The 15,817-nt window shown below is 32.5% G+C and carries 12 protein-coding genes; 1 reads left to right on the forward strand and 11 read right to left on the reverse strand.

The features are described 5' to 3' along the window. On the forward strand, positions 1-655 hold a 655-nt coding region (locus tag ACJBCC_RS14420; RefSeq protein WP_407557583.1), incomplete at its 5' end, for a hypothetical protein. 163 nt (positions 656-818) lie between these two features. Here the strand turns inward: ACJBCC_RS14420 and ACJBCC_RS14425 are convergent. The 11 genes from ACJBCC_RS14425 to ACJBCC_RS14475 all read right to left on the reverse strand — a co-directional run. Continuing rightward, a complete protein-coding gene (locus ACJBCC_RS14425; RefSeq protein ID WP_407557584.1) occupies positions 819-1,403 on the reverse strand; it encodes a TIR domain-containing protein in 585 nt (194 codons plus the stop codon). A 3-nt stretch (positions 1,404-1,406) separates the two neighbouring features. Beyond that, entirely contained in the window at positions 1,407-1,805 is a 399-nt protein-coding gene (locus ACJBCC_RS14430) for a hypothetical protein (RefSeq protein WP_407557585.1), read from the reverse strand. Positions 1,806-1,808: 3 nt separating this feature from the next. Continuing rightward, the gene (locus ACJBCC_RS14435; protein ID WP_407557586.1) at positions 1,809-2,375 is read right to left on the reverse strand and encodes a TIR domain-containing protein; all 567 of its coding nucleotides are present in this window, start codon (positions 2,373-2,375) and stop codon (positions 1,809-1,811) included. A gap of 86 nt (positions 2,376-2,461) precedes the next feature. Then, positions 2,462-4,570, reverse strand: a complete 2,109-nt coding sequence (locus ACJBCC_RS14440; protein ID WP_299098698.1) for a gliding motility protein RemB — start codon at positions 4,568-4,570, stop codon at positions 2,462-2,464. A gap of 122 nt (positions 4,571-4,692) precedes the next feature. Beyond that, positions 4,693-5,484, reverse strand: a complete 792-nt coding sequence (locus tag ACJBCC_RS14445) for an energy transducer TonB (RefSeq protein WP_407557587.1) — start codon at positions 5,482-5,484, stop codon at positions 4,693-4,695. A 117-nt stretch (positions 5,485-5,601) separates the two neighbouring features. Beyond that, positions 5,602-6,330, reverse strand: coding sequence for an energy transducer TonB (locus ACJBCC_RS14450; RefSeq protein ID WP_299098694.1), 729 nt, complete (start codon positions 6,328-6,330; stop codon positions 5,602-5,604). Positions 6,331-6,396: 66 nt separating this feature from the next. Then, positions 6,397-6,759, reverse strand: a complete 363-nt coding sequence (locus tag ACJBCC_RS14455; RefSeq protein ID WP_299098691.1) for a VanZ family protein — start codon at positions 6,757-6,759, stop codon at positions 6,397-6,399. Then, on the reverse strand, positions 6,752-7,132 hold the full coding sequence (gcvH, locus tag ACJBCC_RS14460) for a glycine cleavage system protein GcvH (RefSeq protein ID WP_299098689.1): 381 nt from the start codon (positions 7,130-7,132) through the stop codon (positions 6,752-6,754). Before gcvH ends, ACJBCC_RS14455 begins: the two co-directional genes overlap by 8 nt. A 60-nt stretch (positions 7,133-7,192) precedes the next feature. After that, on the reverse strand, positions 7,193-14,551 hold the full coding sequence (gene sprA / locus ACJBCC_RS14465) for a cell surface protein SprA (protein ID WP_407557588.1): 7,359 nt from the start codon (positions 14,549-14,551) through the stop codon (positions 7,193-7,195). Then, the gene (gene ruvA / locus ACJBCC_RS14470) at positions 14,551-15,132 is read right to left on the reverse strand and encodes a Holliday junction branch migration protein RuvA (RefSeq protein ID WP_299098685.1); all 582 of its coding nucleotides are present in this window, start codon (positions 15,130-15,132) and stop codon (positions 14,551-14,553) included. Before ruvA ends, sprA begins: the two co-directional genes overlap by 1 nt. A gap of 78 nt (positions 15,133-15,210) precedes the next feature. Beyond that, positions 15,211-15,817: phosphate acyltransferase (locus ACJBCC_RS14475; RefSeq protein WP_407557589.1), on the reverse strand; the 607-nt coding region annotated here is incomplete at its 5' end.

Genomic DNA, 15,817 nt, shown 5'->3' on the forward strand with positions numbered 1-15,817 from the left:
TAAAATGAAAGAAGAAGATTGGGATTACTTAATACTACTTTCGTATATAGATTTCTTTAATGAAAACTTAAATAAAAAAATAGAAGTTTTTTTAAACAACTTAGTAAACGCTCCTAATCCTAAAGGAAATAATTTATCTGAATTATTATCAATATTAGCAGATTTTGACCCCGAAATAGAATTTGAAGATTTTAAGTTTTTATATAATTTTATCGAAGACTTTTTAGATGAAGACGAATTAATTGAACTTTTAAATTTTATAGATAAATTTGAAATTAATGACGAAAATATCCTTTCTCAAGTTGAGAATCACATTGAACTATATTTAGAAGATATAGTCAAAAATAACGATCTAGATATTGATTTCGGGAGTTACATTAATCGTCAAAATTACCCTGATTTTGACCTCGATAAAAGAGGAGTTGAATCTGATATATCCGCTACTTTAGATTCGTTTTTAGAAAATTTTAATGAAAATGTTTTAGAAAAGATTGAATTTAGTACTTCAAACATTATATCTAGTTTAGATATAGATGATATGGCGATAACTTATCTAGAAAATGAAGATTATGAGTATGATGGAGAAACGGGAGGAAGTTACAATTCGGGAACTTCATATGAAGATGACATAGATGCTATTTTTGAACGTTCATAAAAAATGTATGAAATAATAAAAAACTGTTGCCAACGTGTTTGTATATGATTAGTGGCGTGTTTAAGTAACTAATTTAGCAAATAAAAACCAGATAGAAAGACCGCGAGGACTTTCGTAAGCAAGCTCAAACTAGCCATTAATTATATACGGTGTTAGCTGCTGGTTATTTTATCCAAGTACCAAAGTTTTCATATCCTTTGTCCTTATTCCATAAATACGTTTTGTATAAATCAGAAAATTTGACAAATTCATTTTTCTTTGATGGTTTTGCTTTTGTCAGTTTAAAAGTTGACTTATTATCAACTGATGAATACTCAACCCATTTACCATTTAAATATTCAAAAAAAGTAATATGAGTTCCAGAATCATTGTATCTATAACCTAAATAGCTAAAAGGGTTTTTTCCTGTGTTTTTTGTTTGCTTATTTCTATCTCTAATTCCATTGATGTGAACACCGATGATATGGTTGCCTCTAACAAATGACTTAAAAATCTCATATCTTACCCAAGGTCTTTTATATGTTTCAGTACCAATCAAAACACAAGTATTTGAAGTATTCTTTAATCCTGAATTAATCATTCGTTTCAATGCTATGAAACCTTCTTTTTTAGCCTTTTCCCAAATTGATGCATCAAAAAAACCAGCAACTTCTCTATTCGGTTTAGTTACCCAATGTTGTCTAACCACATTTGCTCTAAATGATTTTACATCATCGTAATGAAAACTGAAAAATACTCTTTTAGCCATTCTTTAATTTATTACTAACATTATTATTAAAGTAATAGCAGTTAAACCTCCATAAAAAAATAGAAGTGTAATTGAAAAAATAGACGATAACCAAGTATTTTTTTTCTTGTCATATGGTTTAGCATTCATATCAAAGTCAATATTTTCTTCATCCTTTATTTTTACAGAATTGTACAATCCACGATATTGTCTTTCTAAACTCAAATAGTAGGCATCGAGTAACCAAAAAATAGGTGTCGAGATATAAGTAATTATAACATAGCTTATATCTGAATCTTTGGCTGCAAAAGCAAATAGAGCTGCAACTAAAGTTACAGACCAACCTTTCAATAGAAAAGAGTTCACATTCATTCTGGTTATAACCAATTGAATAAATTCTAAATGTTTTCTTTTATTCTCCATATTTTATTCTTTTATCCATTCGTGTAGCCATTTTGTTGTTCCGTCTGGGTATTTTATTCTGAAAATAGTATCATAAATTTCATTACCGTTTTGAATTACTGATTCAATTCTTGGATAAATTTGTAAATATTCGTTTCCATTCCAAGTTCCACTATTTTCAGAAAGTGGTAATATGAGAAGATTATCTTTTGAGAACTTAAAAGTATCGCCAATACCTAATTCCCAATTACACCACTTTGAAATTACTGCATCATTAGTAGCAAGTAGTATGAATTTGTCATTTGTGATAATTTTTGATTTAATTTTTAGAGCTGTTTCTCCGCTGGTTTTTTCGGGCATACCATCATCCATCCAATCTACATAAACAGAAACATTAACGCCTTTAAAAAATGAGATTACTTCTTTTATTAGGTTTTTGTCTTTGTGAGAATGAGATAAAAAGATTCCAATTTTTGAAGATGTCTTTAACTCAACTTTAGCTTCGTTCAGAACAGAATATAGGCTTTTTCCTCTTGAAGTTGCTTTTCTTTCAGCAAGGTTTGAAAATTTCTCTTTTGTAAATATTGGCATAATTTGGAATTCAATGTTTCTCTAACTTGCAGCTAACAACGGATATAACATATTAAATTAAGAAAAATCTAACTTGCCTTCTTCACCTAAAAATCATTATACCAATTAAATAAATCTGTTCTTACACCAATATTAAACCAAACAGATCCATTTCTAACTGTGGTTGCATTTACAGTATCAGGATTATAATCTCTATACATTATATTGGTAAATAGTTTAAGATTAGTCGTTGGGTTAACTACATAACCCGCTTGTAGTTCTGCCATAAAACTATTGGTTTTATTGCCTTGCCCTATTATAATGCCTGTATCAGCATTTCTATCATTATAATTTCTGTAAATATCGCCACCATATGAAAACGAATCTTCATCTGTATTATAATCTAAACCTCGTTGACCAATAATCATTTTGGCATCGCCAAACCAACGTTTATAATTATAGCGACCAATTAAAACAAATTCTCTAAAGTTTGCTCCCCAAAGATGTGCCATTGGCTGATTAAAATGTGCGTAGTTTAACGTCTGCGTATTATGCGAATAGGTATATGGTCTTACTTGGTTATATTCCGCCTGTAAGAGTAAATTATCTACTTTAAATGCGTTATAATATTTTGCGCCTAACTGAAACCCAAATTTGTTCTTCCAGCTCTTATTTCCTCCTGTTACGTCACTTAATGAAAATTCATCTAATATAAATTGGCCATACAGATTTACCTTGTTATTCCATTTGTATTTTGAACTTAAACCTAAAATGGCATTACCTGCTCCTTGCCCAGTTTGAAACTCTATGGCTCTAAAAAATATAATAGGATTTAAATAATTAACATCAAAACCTCTTCCATTAGAATCTTCCCAAATAACCGATTCAAATAAACCTATATTTAATCGTTTGTTTACATTCCAACTTAAATAATGATTAGCCATATATTTCGTTAAAAACGCTTTATCTACTACAACCTCTGGCCTTACATCTTTTAACCACATCCATGTACTTGTATATTTTATTTTCCAGAAGGTGGTGTTTAGTTTTAAAAAGGGATAAGGACTAGCAACATCACTTTGCAATAACGAACGGTAACCATCACCAATAAAGTTCTTTCCATGACCAAACTGTACATTTAAAAAATCTGCTGGTGTATAAGACAAATAAGCCTCTGCAACTGGATAATCGTAAGCGTTACCCTTGAAGCGTTTAGCGATTCCACGACCAGGAATAATTGCAGGATCTGGACCAAAAGCCTTTAAACTTTCAGCATACGCATTAAAATAATCTGCAAACCTACCTTGACTTTCATAAACCGAAGTTGTAAAATTAAAGCGTTTACCTATACCTGCTTGTATAAAAACACCTCGCGTATTATTCCAGGTAGAACCAATATCAGAACCCGTATCCTTTCCTACCTGTAAATCTAAAATAGGATCTACCGTAAACCAATAATCTTTACCTTGCACCTCTACTAAATGCTCATTCAAAGTTTTTCTTCCTAACCAAGTGTCTGTATCCTTTTCTAAACTTTTATTTTCAGCTTTTATATCGTAATATCTTGCTACATCACTATAAATAAAAGGTTTTGCTCCTGTATGACTGTTTGTGCCTATAGCATTCATTTCTGCATCAAAACGCGCATAGTAAGAATGTGTAAACGGAATGTTTAATTGACTTGAATATTCTAAATCTTCATATGGTTTGATTTCTTTTTCAAGTTTATCTAGTTCATCAGATAAGGTAGCGTTAAGACTATCCTGCTGTATGGTATTAGTTTCTGCAGTTGATTGATTATTTTCCTTCACTGGCTGCGTTAAAGGAATAGCTATACTAAGACTGTATTGTGTAAATGTTGGATTACCATTATAAGTCGCTGGTTCTATCTCTGGAAGCAAATTGAATATACGTTTGCTTTCCGTCTTTAACTCATCATATATAGCATCTGCATATATTATTTTGAATTTCCCTGTATTGGTAACCTCAAACAACAACTGTACATTACCATTATAAGATTCATCTGTTACAATTTGAGGCACTTTAAAATTCTCATAAATAAAAGAATTTAAAGTAAAGTTGAAGCAAGATTTTAATTGCTCCACAGCCATGGAATCACATTCTTTAAATACTGGTGGTTTTTCATATGAAGATAGGTTTTGCGCATAACCCAAGCTATACACAAACAGAAAAACAAATAGCACAATGCGCTTCATAAAGGACTAATTTTTAATGTGCGAAAGATACTTAATTTTTTTAGTAACCTTAAACCCAAATAACGCATAAAAAAAACCGTTATTTTAAAATAACGGTTCTTATTTATAATTGTACAAATGTATTAGTCTCTAACATCAAATACTATTGGTAGGTTATAAATGACACCAACAGGAACTTTACGTTGCAAGCCTGGTTCCATATGAGGAATTTTATTAATAACACGTTTTGCTTCACTTTCTAAAACAGGATGTGGCGCTCTAATTTTTACATCAGCTATATTGCCATTTTTATCTATAGTAAATTGTGTATGTATTTTTTGTCTACCAGAAAGACCATACTTAGTACCAAGACCCGTATTAAATTTTCTATTAATTAATTTTGAAATGCGTTCTGACATACATTTTTTACGATCATCGTTAGTTTTATACTTTTCACAACCAGGATAAACAGGTACTTTTTCAATGAGTATAAACGGAATGGTTTCTAACACATCTGGCTCATCAATAACCGTTATATCGTCAACTTTAATAGGATCGTTTGTAGTCATTGGGTCATCTGGAGTTTTAATAATCTTTTCCTCAACAGGTACATCATCCTTAACAACCTTAAATACATCTTTTAGTTCTGTTGTTGGTGCTACTTCTACAACTTTAGGTTTTACCACCTCAACGACAAAAGGCGGCACATGATCAATAACAATGGGTTCTACCGAAGCGGTGTCTTCAGCTAATTTGAATTTTGTTTCTTGAAATTGCATTTCAAAAAGTGCATATGTACCCAATAAACAAAGAATCAACCCTATTTGAAAATAAAGGGTTGAGTTTTTTTGTAAATTTGCATCATGCTTTTGTGATTTCTTTGCTTCAGTAGTGCTCTGACCAGCAATACCGAAGTCTTTTTTAGAATTGTTCATAATACTATTATTTAAATGTTAATATTATGTCAAAGTCACAATAAGCGTACCAAAACGAAAATCCCGTCCAATTAATTTTGAACGGGATTTTTTATTACTTAAAAAAGTATCTATTTCTTAGTCTTGTACTTGGAATACAATTGGAATAGAGAATGGCATAACCACAGCTTTTCCTCTTTGTTTTCCAGGTTTCATTTTAGGTAATTGACCAATAACTCTTTTTGCTTCTTTCTCTAATCCTGGATGCGGACCACGAGCTACAATACTAGTAATGTTACCAGATTTGTTTACTTTAAACTGAACAAAAATTCTCTTTTTACCTGGAGGCAATCCTAAATCACTAGCTAAGTCTGTATTAAACTTTTTACCAATGAATTTATTTACCTTCTCATTCATACATTCTTTTTTAGCTGCATTTCCTTTCTTCTTTTCACATCCTGGAAAAACGGCTACATTTTCAATTACGTTAAAAGGGACTTCTAAGTCTTCTTCAACTTCTACAACCTCTACTTCTTCAATTTCAACAATTTCTGTTTCCATTTCAGTTTCTGTAGATTCTATTACCGTTTCTTCTACCTCTACTTCATCTTCTACAACTTCAATAATTTCTGGAGCAGCAGGTGGTGGTGGAGGTGGAGGTGGAGGTGTTACAATTTGTTCTGTAATTGGCACTTCTTCCTCTAATTCATCATCTAAATTAAGTGAATCTGCAACAATTGCACTTTTATCGTAAGTTTTATAATTAATTGCCATGTACGTAATACCCAACATTAAGGCAAGACCAACAGCAAAGTACAGCGAGCTGTTACGGCTAACGTCTGATTTCGGATTCTTTTTAGGTTCCATAGTGTCTTAGTTTATTATAACATCGCTAATTTAACTAATTTATTGTAAAATAAGCAAGGCTTTAAGTTATTTTAATTTATCAATATTTAATTGTAATGCAATTAACGTACCAAACATAGCTCCAATACTATTAGCTATTAAATCGTAAGTATCATAAGTTCTATTTGGGTTTACCGCATATTGAAGTAACTCTAGTATAAAGCCTAGAAAAGCAGCGCAGAAAAAAACGTAAAAAGGTGTATATTTTGTTTTAAATGGTTTGAAGTAATTAGCCCATAAAAATGCTAAACCAGCATAAGCTATTACATGATAAATTTTATCATCAAACGACGACCCTAAACTTGGTACACCTTTTAGCGTTATTAAACTTGCTATTATTAGTGCCAATGTATACGTTACAGAGAGCGCTAACAGTACTTTTTTAACCACTAATTAAAGCTTTATAATCTTCTGCAGATAATAAACCTTCTACTTGTGAAGCATCTGTGAATTTCAATTTAATCATCCAACCATCACCATAAGGATCAGAATTTACTTTTTCTGGCTCATCCTCTAAACCTTCATTAAATTCTATAATCTCTCCTGTTAATGGCAAAAATAAATCTGAAACTGTTTTTACAGCTTCAACTGTACCAAATACTTCTTCGATGTCTAAAGTTTCATCTAAGGTATCTACTTCTACATATACAATATCACCAAGTTCTCCTTGTGCAAAATCAGTAATTCCAATTGTGGCAACATCGCCTTCAATCTTTACCCATTCGTGATCTTTTGTGTACTTTAATTCTGATGGTATATTCATTTTTACTCTATTATATAATTAATGGAACAAATGTAATTTTTTAATGGTATCAATTCAAACTTAATTTCCAAAATTATAGCGCAGAGTAATTCCTGACCTAACTGAGGTTTGCGGAAAAGAAGTAGAAATTGCAAAATCTGAAAAGGTATAATCAAAATAGAAAATAGCCGTTAAGTTTTTACTAAATGCATAATCTGCTGTATACTTTAAGCCCCAAATTGTTTGACCAGCAGTAATTTGATTGTTTTCTAAATCTAAATATCTAATAATAGTTTTATTATCTCGCACAGAAATATCTGCTCGCATATTTAAATCACTTACCACAATTTGTTTTGGTCCTGCTAATTGCGATCGAATTCTCAAATCTTTTATTCGGTATCCCAATCCTAATGTATATTCTTTACCTTGAATTTCAGTTAATAGGTTATTATCAAAACTTAATGACAACATTCTATCCGTTTTTACTTCTGCCAAGACTTTAATAGAATTTTTCATTTCAAAATCTAATCGGATTAATGGACTAAATTGCTCTTCAAGATTTATATTACTGTAAAGCGTTTCATTTTTAAAATTACCCGAAGCATCTAATGATTCATCTAATTGATCAATATATGCTTGGTTACCATCTCCTGCTGTGTAATCTAAGTTGGTTCTAAATTGATTAATTGTATAACTTGACCTATAGCCATGCTGAATAGAAAAACGTCTAAACGTCTTTTTAAACCATGGAATTTTCATTAGCCCTGTATATTTCAACGTCCAATTTGGTATTGGTATGTCTCTAAATGCGTCTGTACTTACTTTATCTGGATTGGTACCTTGGTATGCCGACAAAAATGCTGGCAATAAAACGCGCTGACTGTTTTTACCAAAACCTTCGGGATAACCTTCAGCATCCGTAGAATAAGGTGTGTCTCCATAAAACTCTTTAGCTAAACGATTTGCAATGATTAATCTATTTGCTCTAAAATCATCAAATGTTGCAGATTGATTCTCATCACTTGCATTAAATGCCGTTTTTATCAATGCTGTGGAAATATTGAAATTTCCAAAAGAATTGGTTAGCAAACTTTCATATCTATCACTAAATCCATCAAGATCATCATCTGGAGCTTCAAAGTTTTCAGAAATATTTTCTGCAAAAGTTCTATTACCCGTTAGGTCTATTTTTAGATCTTGCATAGGTTCTAAATTAGCAGAAAACACCAACGATGTATTTTTCACTTCTGTATATTGTTGGTTGAGATCTGGAAAAACAGTTAACCAACCATTTCTTGCTGCGAGTTCTCTAATATCTCGCTGGCTACCAAAAGTGTAACCAACCGTTGGCTTTAAAGTACCCACAAAACCAGGTGTTTGCATATATCCTGGTAAAAATGTTCCATTGTTTTCAGTGTAACCTAACTGAATTCGTTTTACCATAGTTACGATATCTACAACGGTATTATACGCTTTTTCTCCTGTACTTAATTTGTTTGGGTCTTTAGCTTTATCCTTAGTATCCTCATTGGCATTGTCTCTTGTAGATCTGCTTCTAGTAGTTGTAGTACGTGTACGCCCTCGACTTCTCTTCTTACCTTTTCTTACCAATCCTACGGTCTTATATAATGTTTCCATATTTAAGGTAGAGTTAAGACTATGTGTATTAGAGTTCTGTATAGAATGTCCTAAATTATAAGTGTTATAAACGCCTGGATTATCAGGATCTTCTACTTCCAAGCCTTCATTTAAATCAGATCCTTTTTGCCATTGAAAAGCACCATTATAAGAATATGTTGCTCTTAAAAAGCTTAACGCAGGAATTTTATATAATGGCAATTCATAATTAACTTGAAGCTGTTGTGTTTGAAAATTTGGATCTCCAAAATCGAAAAAACCATCCCAAACATTTAAATCCGGATCTTGTAAACCGCTAATACGATCATCAATAAAGTAATTTCGAACGATATTAGTATTTGAAGCTGAAAAATTTAAACTTAAAGCATCAGTTAAATTGTAATTAATCGCATACTGAAAATCGAAAGTATAGTTTCTTCTGAACAACTCTTCTATGCCAATATTATCGCCTCCTAGTTCTACTTCTCTAAATTTTTGTTTGCTAAATTGTCTATTAATCTCTGTATTTACAGAGAAACTCGATGGTAATAAATTAAGATTAAAATCTTTTAAAATCTTCCAATACTTCCCAGTGAATAGAGAATCGTTCTTTTTAAATGGTTCTACTTTTAAAGGCTCAAAAGCATAATTATAATTTGCACCAGCTCTTACGGTTTGATCTAATGAATTTTCAATTTCAAAATCTCGATGCTCAACTTTGTTGTAAGAATAGTTTAAAGTTACATTTTCTACATCGTAGAAGTGCTTCTCTGCATCACCAGTTTTTTGCTTTCTAACACCAATAAAATTAATACTCTTACGTTTGGTATAATCTTCTGATTGCTCTCTAATTCTATCTTCATCTGCACTAGTTTCGGCAGCATCTAATCTAGACTCTAATGTAAGATCATTATAATATTGATCAAACTTAGGTGTTACTAATTCTTCACTTTGTGCATAATTAAATGGAATCTGCACACCCCATTTTTTAGGCAATAATTGCCCTAACTGTACATTGGTTACTACATCATATTGTTGCACGTCTTCTAAACTACGTTCATTTGGTCCTTGTTCTATACCTCCAAAACCTACAGTACTTCTTCTTCCAGTTGCACTTATATCTGCAAAGTCTGCAAGATTAGTGTCCATACTTACAACGGCTGCCCATCCACCTTCATTTTCTAGACCAGACATTCGTAATTCATTAAACCATACTTCACCACAGACATTTTCCATAGTGGTTGCCGCATTACTGTTTTTAACACCAACCATTAACACTCTAATATCTCCAAAATTTGGATTTCCTTTTATGGCTACTCTCTGCTGACCAATTGCAAGTGGAGAAAACTCATCTACAGCATTCTCACTAACTGTACCATCTATAACATTATAAAAGGTTGGATCTTCATTAGTAAGGGTTTGATCAAAAATACCTTTTGACTTTATTTGCTGAAAAGCTTCAAGTGAAATATTAATTTCATTTTCATCTGGCCAAATTTGTTCAGCACCTGTTCCATCTGCTAAATCTGATGGTAATAATGGTACTTCAACTTGATAAAAGTTCTCAGTTAAATCGTTACCCATTCTTATAAAAGCAGTCATTTCGCCTTCTTCAAGAATTTGACCTTCTTGCGCTTCAGCATGCAAAAACATTCTTAGACGTTTGTACTGACGCATATCAAGACTTATATTTTTATAAACCCCTTTTGAATCTGTTGGTTCTAAGTCACAAGCTTGTAAGACTAATGATTGTTCATTTTGTCTTATAATAGTATTGTTATTGTTTAATTCTTCTCTTACAATTCCTGGTGGTGTTTCATAATTCCCGTTATTTTCCTGAATACCAACGATACCAACGTTAAAATCTGGATCTGCACTGTTGTTTGTATCGTCGTTATCTAAATCTAATCCATAACGTCTCCAATCACTACGTACCAAATCTAATGTTGCAAAACGTAGTACTGTTTTTTCTGTAAAATCCGTAACGTATAATCGAGCAAAACGTACAGATCTAATATCTGTAATACCACCTATTCGCCTAGTTTCTTCATTAATAGGAATTCTGAATTGATACCATTTAACATCAGTTCTCACATCACCATTTGGCAATGTTACAGAACCACTTGGCGCTGGTGTTTTTATATCATTGATATATGGATTGTTAGGGTCTGCAAGACTAGCAGGTGTAATTTCAATTTCGTACTCAAAATAACTATCAATGGTATTCATTGTGTTATCTCTATTGATATCTTCTACATCTGGTAAGGTTGTAGAACCTCTATTGGTATCTGTAAATGTATCTGGTGTATTCCCTTGCAAACCGTTATACTTTTTATAACGCTCAAAAATGCCTCCTTCCTCGTTTAAATAATAAGAATAGTTATCATTTGCTGGATCTTCACCAAAATCATTTTGACCATAAATGGTCGTCAACATCTGTCCTTCTTCAACATCATCATAACCATCAAAACCAACATCTTGATTGGTTCTTTGGTCTCCTGTTGTTGCAAAGGTGTATATTAAAGATTGGTTTTGCGGAACTACATAAGGATTCTCTTCTGTAATTGGGTTTTGAAGAAGTAAATCTGAAATATCACCATCATCTGGCAGACCATTTTCGTATTGCTTTTTTCCATCTTTTAATACATCTTCAGAAATATTTCCAAGATTTATAAAAAGCTTACCTCCTGTACTTGTTGTATTATCTAAAAAAGGATCTTGCACCCAAAATTCGATATATTCTACGTTAGCTTGTTCAAAATCTGTGGATGTAATTTGTCTTGTAATCCCTGCCCAACTATCACTAGGCGTATCTAATACATTATCCGCAGCATCAGAATCAAAATTATAAGGTCCACGTTCCGTTGGATAATAAGCTAAATCTAAAGTGTTTATTACTGAGGTTTGTCCTTGTACAATATCTTGCAAAGGAAAAATTTCATCTATAAATACGCGTCTTGTATAAACATCAGAAACATCATCATCTGTCATACCATCAGGTCGAAGATTACTGAAAAAAATAGGATCAATTGTGTACCAGTTTAAATGTGCTCTATCAAAACCATTTTGAATCCCTTGTTTATCTTCACTATCAAAACCAGCATATGTTCTACCTAAACCTACAGGACGACTAGATAGCGTCCACGAAAGTGGACTTAATAAATCTATTGAACCTTGTGTGCCTTCAAAATCATCAATGTAAGCTGTAGCTTCACCGTTTAAATCAGTACCATTTGGCGCACCTGGCAATAAATAAGCAAACTCACCTCTTACAGAAAGATTACTCGGTACATCTGTGTCTATATTTGGAAGTTTATTAGCTAACCTCGTTAAAAAAGGAACCTCAGTTGAGTAATTACCATTAAAACCAAAAATGGTGTTATTAATTGGCTCTGAGTTATAATTTGCTTTTTGAGTTATAGGTCGCTCATTTAAATTTAATAAAGTAGCTCCTAAAACAAAATTTTCATCAAATTGGTGTTCTATGTTTATACCTGTAAAACGTTTGGTTTGTTGCCCAAAAACAGCATTATTTTCAACAGAAACGTTTATAGGTGTATTAGATGCTTTTAATGCTTCATCTAAAATTTCTACACGTCCTAATTGATAGTTTACCGTATAATCTACGCCTTCAACTAACACACGTCCACCAGCAGTAACAGTCACAGATCCTCTAGGAACATTAAACGCACCTATAGGAATACCAGAATCTCCTCCACTACTTGTATAACGTCCTTTAATTTGAAATTTATTCTTCTCAGCTTCATCTAGTGCTGCCGTTTTGGTAGACTTATAAAGAATATCGTAAACATATTTTTTCTGGTTATCATTATAACCACTTTGCGTGTCAGTTATATCTTCGTAATCTGTCTCGTTATTATTTGGGTTACCGTCATCATCTAACACATCGAAGAGATATCGTCCAAAAGGCTCTGTTTTTGTAAATATTATCTTTCCGTTTTGAGATAAAACCGTTTGTCCTTCTACGTAATCAAAGAAACCATCTCCTTGTTCTTGAGGGTCATTATTATAGTTAAGTTGGTCTAAATGAAAAAGTCTTATTAATGGCGTTTGGTTTATTTCAGAATCGTCACCTGTGTAAGGCGTATTATTATCAAATGTAGGAAATACAGTGCCTTCAACCGGATTTATATAGTTAAGTGCAGAGGCTTCCGTGTAAAATATGTTTAATTTAAAATCTTCTTGACTTAATTGAAAAGCGCCTGTATCATAAATGTTTTTCATCATTAAATCCCAAATAGGTTGATCTACAGCAGTAACTGCACTTTTCAACATTTTTAAGACTAAACTTTGATTATTTACAACTTGACTTCCTGATGAATCATCTACGGTTGTTGCTTCTACACCATCATTAGCAAATTCACCAACTTGAAAAACTTCGCCGCCTATTGTATATTGGAATGCTACTGCCAAAACTTCATCATTAAGTAAACGCTGATTTAACGACACATATCCTAAGTCTGCATTTAATACATATTCTTGTCCTTCTGTTAATTTTCTTGCAGATTCTAATTTTCCGTAATCAAATCCTTCATTAACAGCCACATTAATGCCGTTTTCTACTGAGGTAATATTTCTAACAGCTTCTGTTAATAGCGAGCCACCAACACCTATACTTGTAGGATCAAAATCATTATTTTTATTATTTGGTTTGGCACCTGGAAAATTCACAAAACCAGCCGGAACTGGGTCTAAACCAATATTATCTGCAGAAGACTCTCCTAAATCTTGAAAAGCAACAATATTTCTTACATTCTCTGTTTGGTTATTTCTATTAGTAACCCAAAGTTCTACTCTTGTAATTTGAAGGCCTTGATTATCTATAAACGGATATTGTAATAGTGCTTTATCGTAAGTTTCTTGAAAATACTGCGCAAGAAAGAAGTGTCTATTTTCATCATAGTCTCTTGCGAAAAACTCAAACTCTTCTACCGTTCCTCCGCCTTCAGCTATGACAGATTTAGCTTGAGATTGTTGCTCAGAAAAAACAGCTGTCACTCTTGTTTTACCAAACTGTAATTCTGTTTTTACACCAAACAAACTTTGCGCACCTGTTATAAGCGAACTATTTAGTGGCATGTTTACATTACCAACCTCAATTTTTCTAATAATATCATCTTCGGTTGGTGTGTATTCTAATTTTACAACTTGTTGAAAATCGAAAGTCGCTTCTGTATCATAATTTGCGGTTACCTGAAGCCTTGTTCCTACTTTGCCTAATAAACTTAAACTTATTCTTTGATCAAAATCAAAAGTAAAATTGGTTCTGTTTCTGGGAGAAAATGATGGGTTATCTTGTTTAGAAAACAGAACCCCTAAATCTACCTCTACTGATCCTTGCGGAATTACATTTATGGTATTCCCACCAAAAATAGATTCAAATAATCCTGAGTTAACGTAAAACTCTGGTAATAAATTTTTCTGATCTTCTTCAGAACCTTCTTTTTGTCCAGCTTTGGCATCTGCCATTTTCTTATAGTAAGCCTTAAGTTTTTCTTCTAAAACAAGTTTCTGATATTCTTCTGGTGTTAATATAAGCGGGTAATTAATATTAAAACTTCCTATTTTCTCTGTATAGATATAACGATCTAATATAGGATCATATTCATATTTTGAAACGATACTGCTAGGATTTGGCATGTTTAATTTTCCAAAAGAAAACGTCGTAGCGGTACTATCTTGTTCTGTTTCTGTTTCCGTCTCTTGCGCAAATAACGAACTGCCAATTAGCATCACAAATGCCAAAACACAATAAAACCTATTGGAAAATGGATGATTATTATTAATATTATTTAATTGCATTATAAGTTTTTTAGAGCTTCTTTAATAATTTGCTCTACAAGGGCATCTGGTTGGGCTTGTAAAATTTTATCGACAACTTTTTCGGACTGTTTTTTGTTAAATCCTAAAACTTCTAAAGCAGATAACGCTTCTTCCTTGTCTGTATTGTTTGTTGACAAAGAAAGTTCGTCTAATCCATAAACTTTTAACACTTTATCTTTTAAATCTATAATAACGCGTTGTGCTGTTTTAAGTCCAATTCCTTTTACGCTTTGTATTAGCGATACGTCTCCACCTGCAATCCCTTCCTTAACTTGGTCTGGTGTTAACGAAGATAACATAGTACGTGCCGTATTTGCACCAATACCACTCACTGAAATTAATAATTTAAATATTTCGCGTTCCGTTTTCGAAGAGAAACCATAAAGACTGTGAGCATCTTCACGCACTTGTAAGTGCGTATAAAGCCTTAAATGCTCTTTATCCGGAATTTGAGAAAATGTGTGAAAAGATATATTTATAAAGTACCCAACACCATTGCAGTCAATTACAACATCTGTTGGATTTTTTTCTACGAGTTTACCCTCTATATGTGTGATCATTTATAACAAAAAGTTAAAAAACCAAATGTAATAAAATTATTTGCATTTATTAGGATAAGATAAACACTTAGAACATTACTACACGTGCTGCTTTCTATCGCGCTCTTGCGCATCTATAACGGAAATTGCAGCCATATTCACAATTTCATCTACACTTGCTCCTAATTGTAATATATGTACTGGTTTAGCAATACCCATCATTATTGGCCCAATTGATTCTGCATTATTTAACTCTTTCAATAGTTTATAAGTAATATTTGCTGAATCTAAATTCGGAAAAATAAGCGTATTCACTTTACGACCAGCTAATTTTGAAAACGGAAAAATATCCTGCAACATTTTTGAGTTTAAAGCAAAATCGGTTTGTAACTCTCCATCCACTAACATTTCTGGATAAGCTTTATGCAAATAAGCAACCGCTTCCCTTACTTTCTCAGCCCTAGGATTTTCTGAAGACCCAAAATTAGAATATGAAATCATTGCGGTTACAGGCTCTATCCCAAACATTTTTGTGACTCTAGAGGTCATCCTAGCAATCTTTGCTAAATCTTTAGCTGTAGGATCTATATTTATAGAAGTATCACTTAAAAACATTGGTCCGCGTTGCGTCATCATAACGTTTGTAGTAGCTACTCTGGCGACACCTTCTGCCATCCCAATTAACTCTAACATTGGTTTTACAACT

It is taken from the genome of Winogradskyella sp. 4-2091 (assembly GCF_045765065.1).
In the GTDB taxonomy this organism is placed as follows: domain Bacteria; phylum Bacteroidota; class Bacteroidia; order Flavobacteriales; family Flavobacteriaceae; genus Winogradskyella.

Bases quoted from the DNA above. Each gene is read 5' to 3' on its own strand.
- ACJBCC_RS14425 (WP_407557584.1), bottom strand. From the start codon at position 1,403: ATGGCTAAAAGAGTATTTTTCAGTTTTCATTACGATGATGTAAAATCA.
- ACJBCC_RS14430 (WP_407557585.1), bottom strand. From the start codon at position 1,805: ATGGAGAATAAAAGAAAACATTTAGAATTTATTCAATTGGTTATAACC.
- ACJBCC_RS14435 (WP_407557586.1), bottom strand. From the start codon at position 2,375: ATGCCAATATTTACAAAAGAGAAATTTTCAAACCTTGCTGAAAGAAAA.
- ACJBCC_RS14440 (WP_299098698.1), bottom strand. From the start codon at position 4,570: ATGAAGCGCATTGTGCTATTTGTTTTTCTGTTTGTGTATAGCTTGGGT.
- ACJBCC_RS14445 (WP_407557587.1), bottom strand. From the start codon at position 5,484: ATGAACAATTCTAAAAAAGACTTCGGTATTGCTGGTCAGAGCACTACT.
- ACJBCC_RS14450 (WP_299098694.1), bottom strand. From the start codon at position 6,330: ATGGAACCTAAAAAGAATCCGAAATCAGACGTTAGCCGTAACAGCTCG.
- gcvH (WP_299098689.1), bottom strand. From the start codon at position 7,132: ATGAATATACCATCAGAATTAAAGTACACAAAAGATCACGAATGGGTA.
- sprA (WP_407557588.1), bottom strand. From the start codon at position 14,551: ATGCAATTAAATAATATTAATAATAATCATCCATTTTCCAATAGGTTT.
- ruvA (WP_299098685.1), bottom strand. From the start codon at position 15,132: ATGATCACACATATAGAGGGTAAACTCGTAGAAAAAAATCCAACAGAT.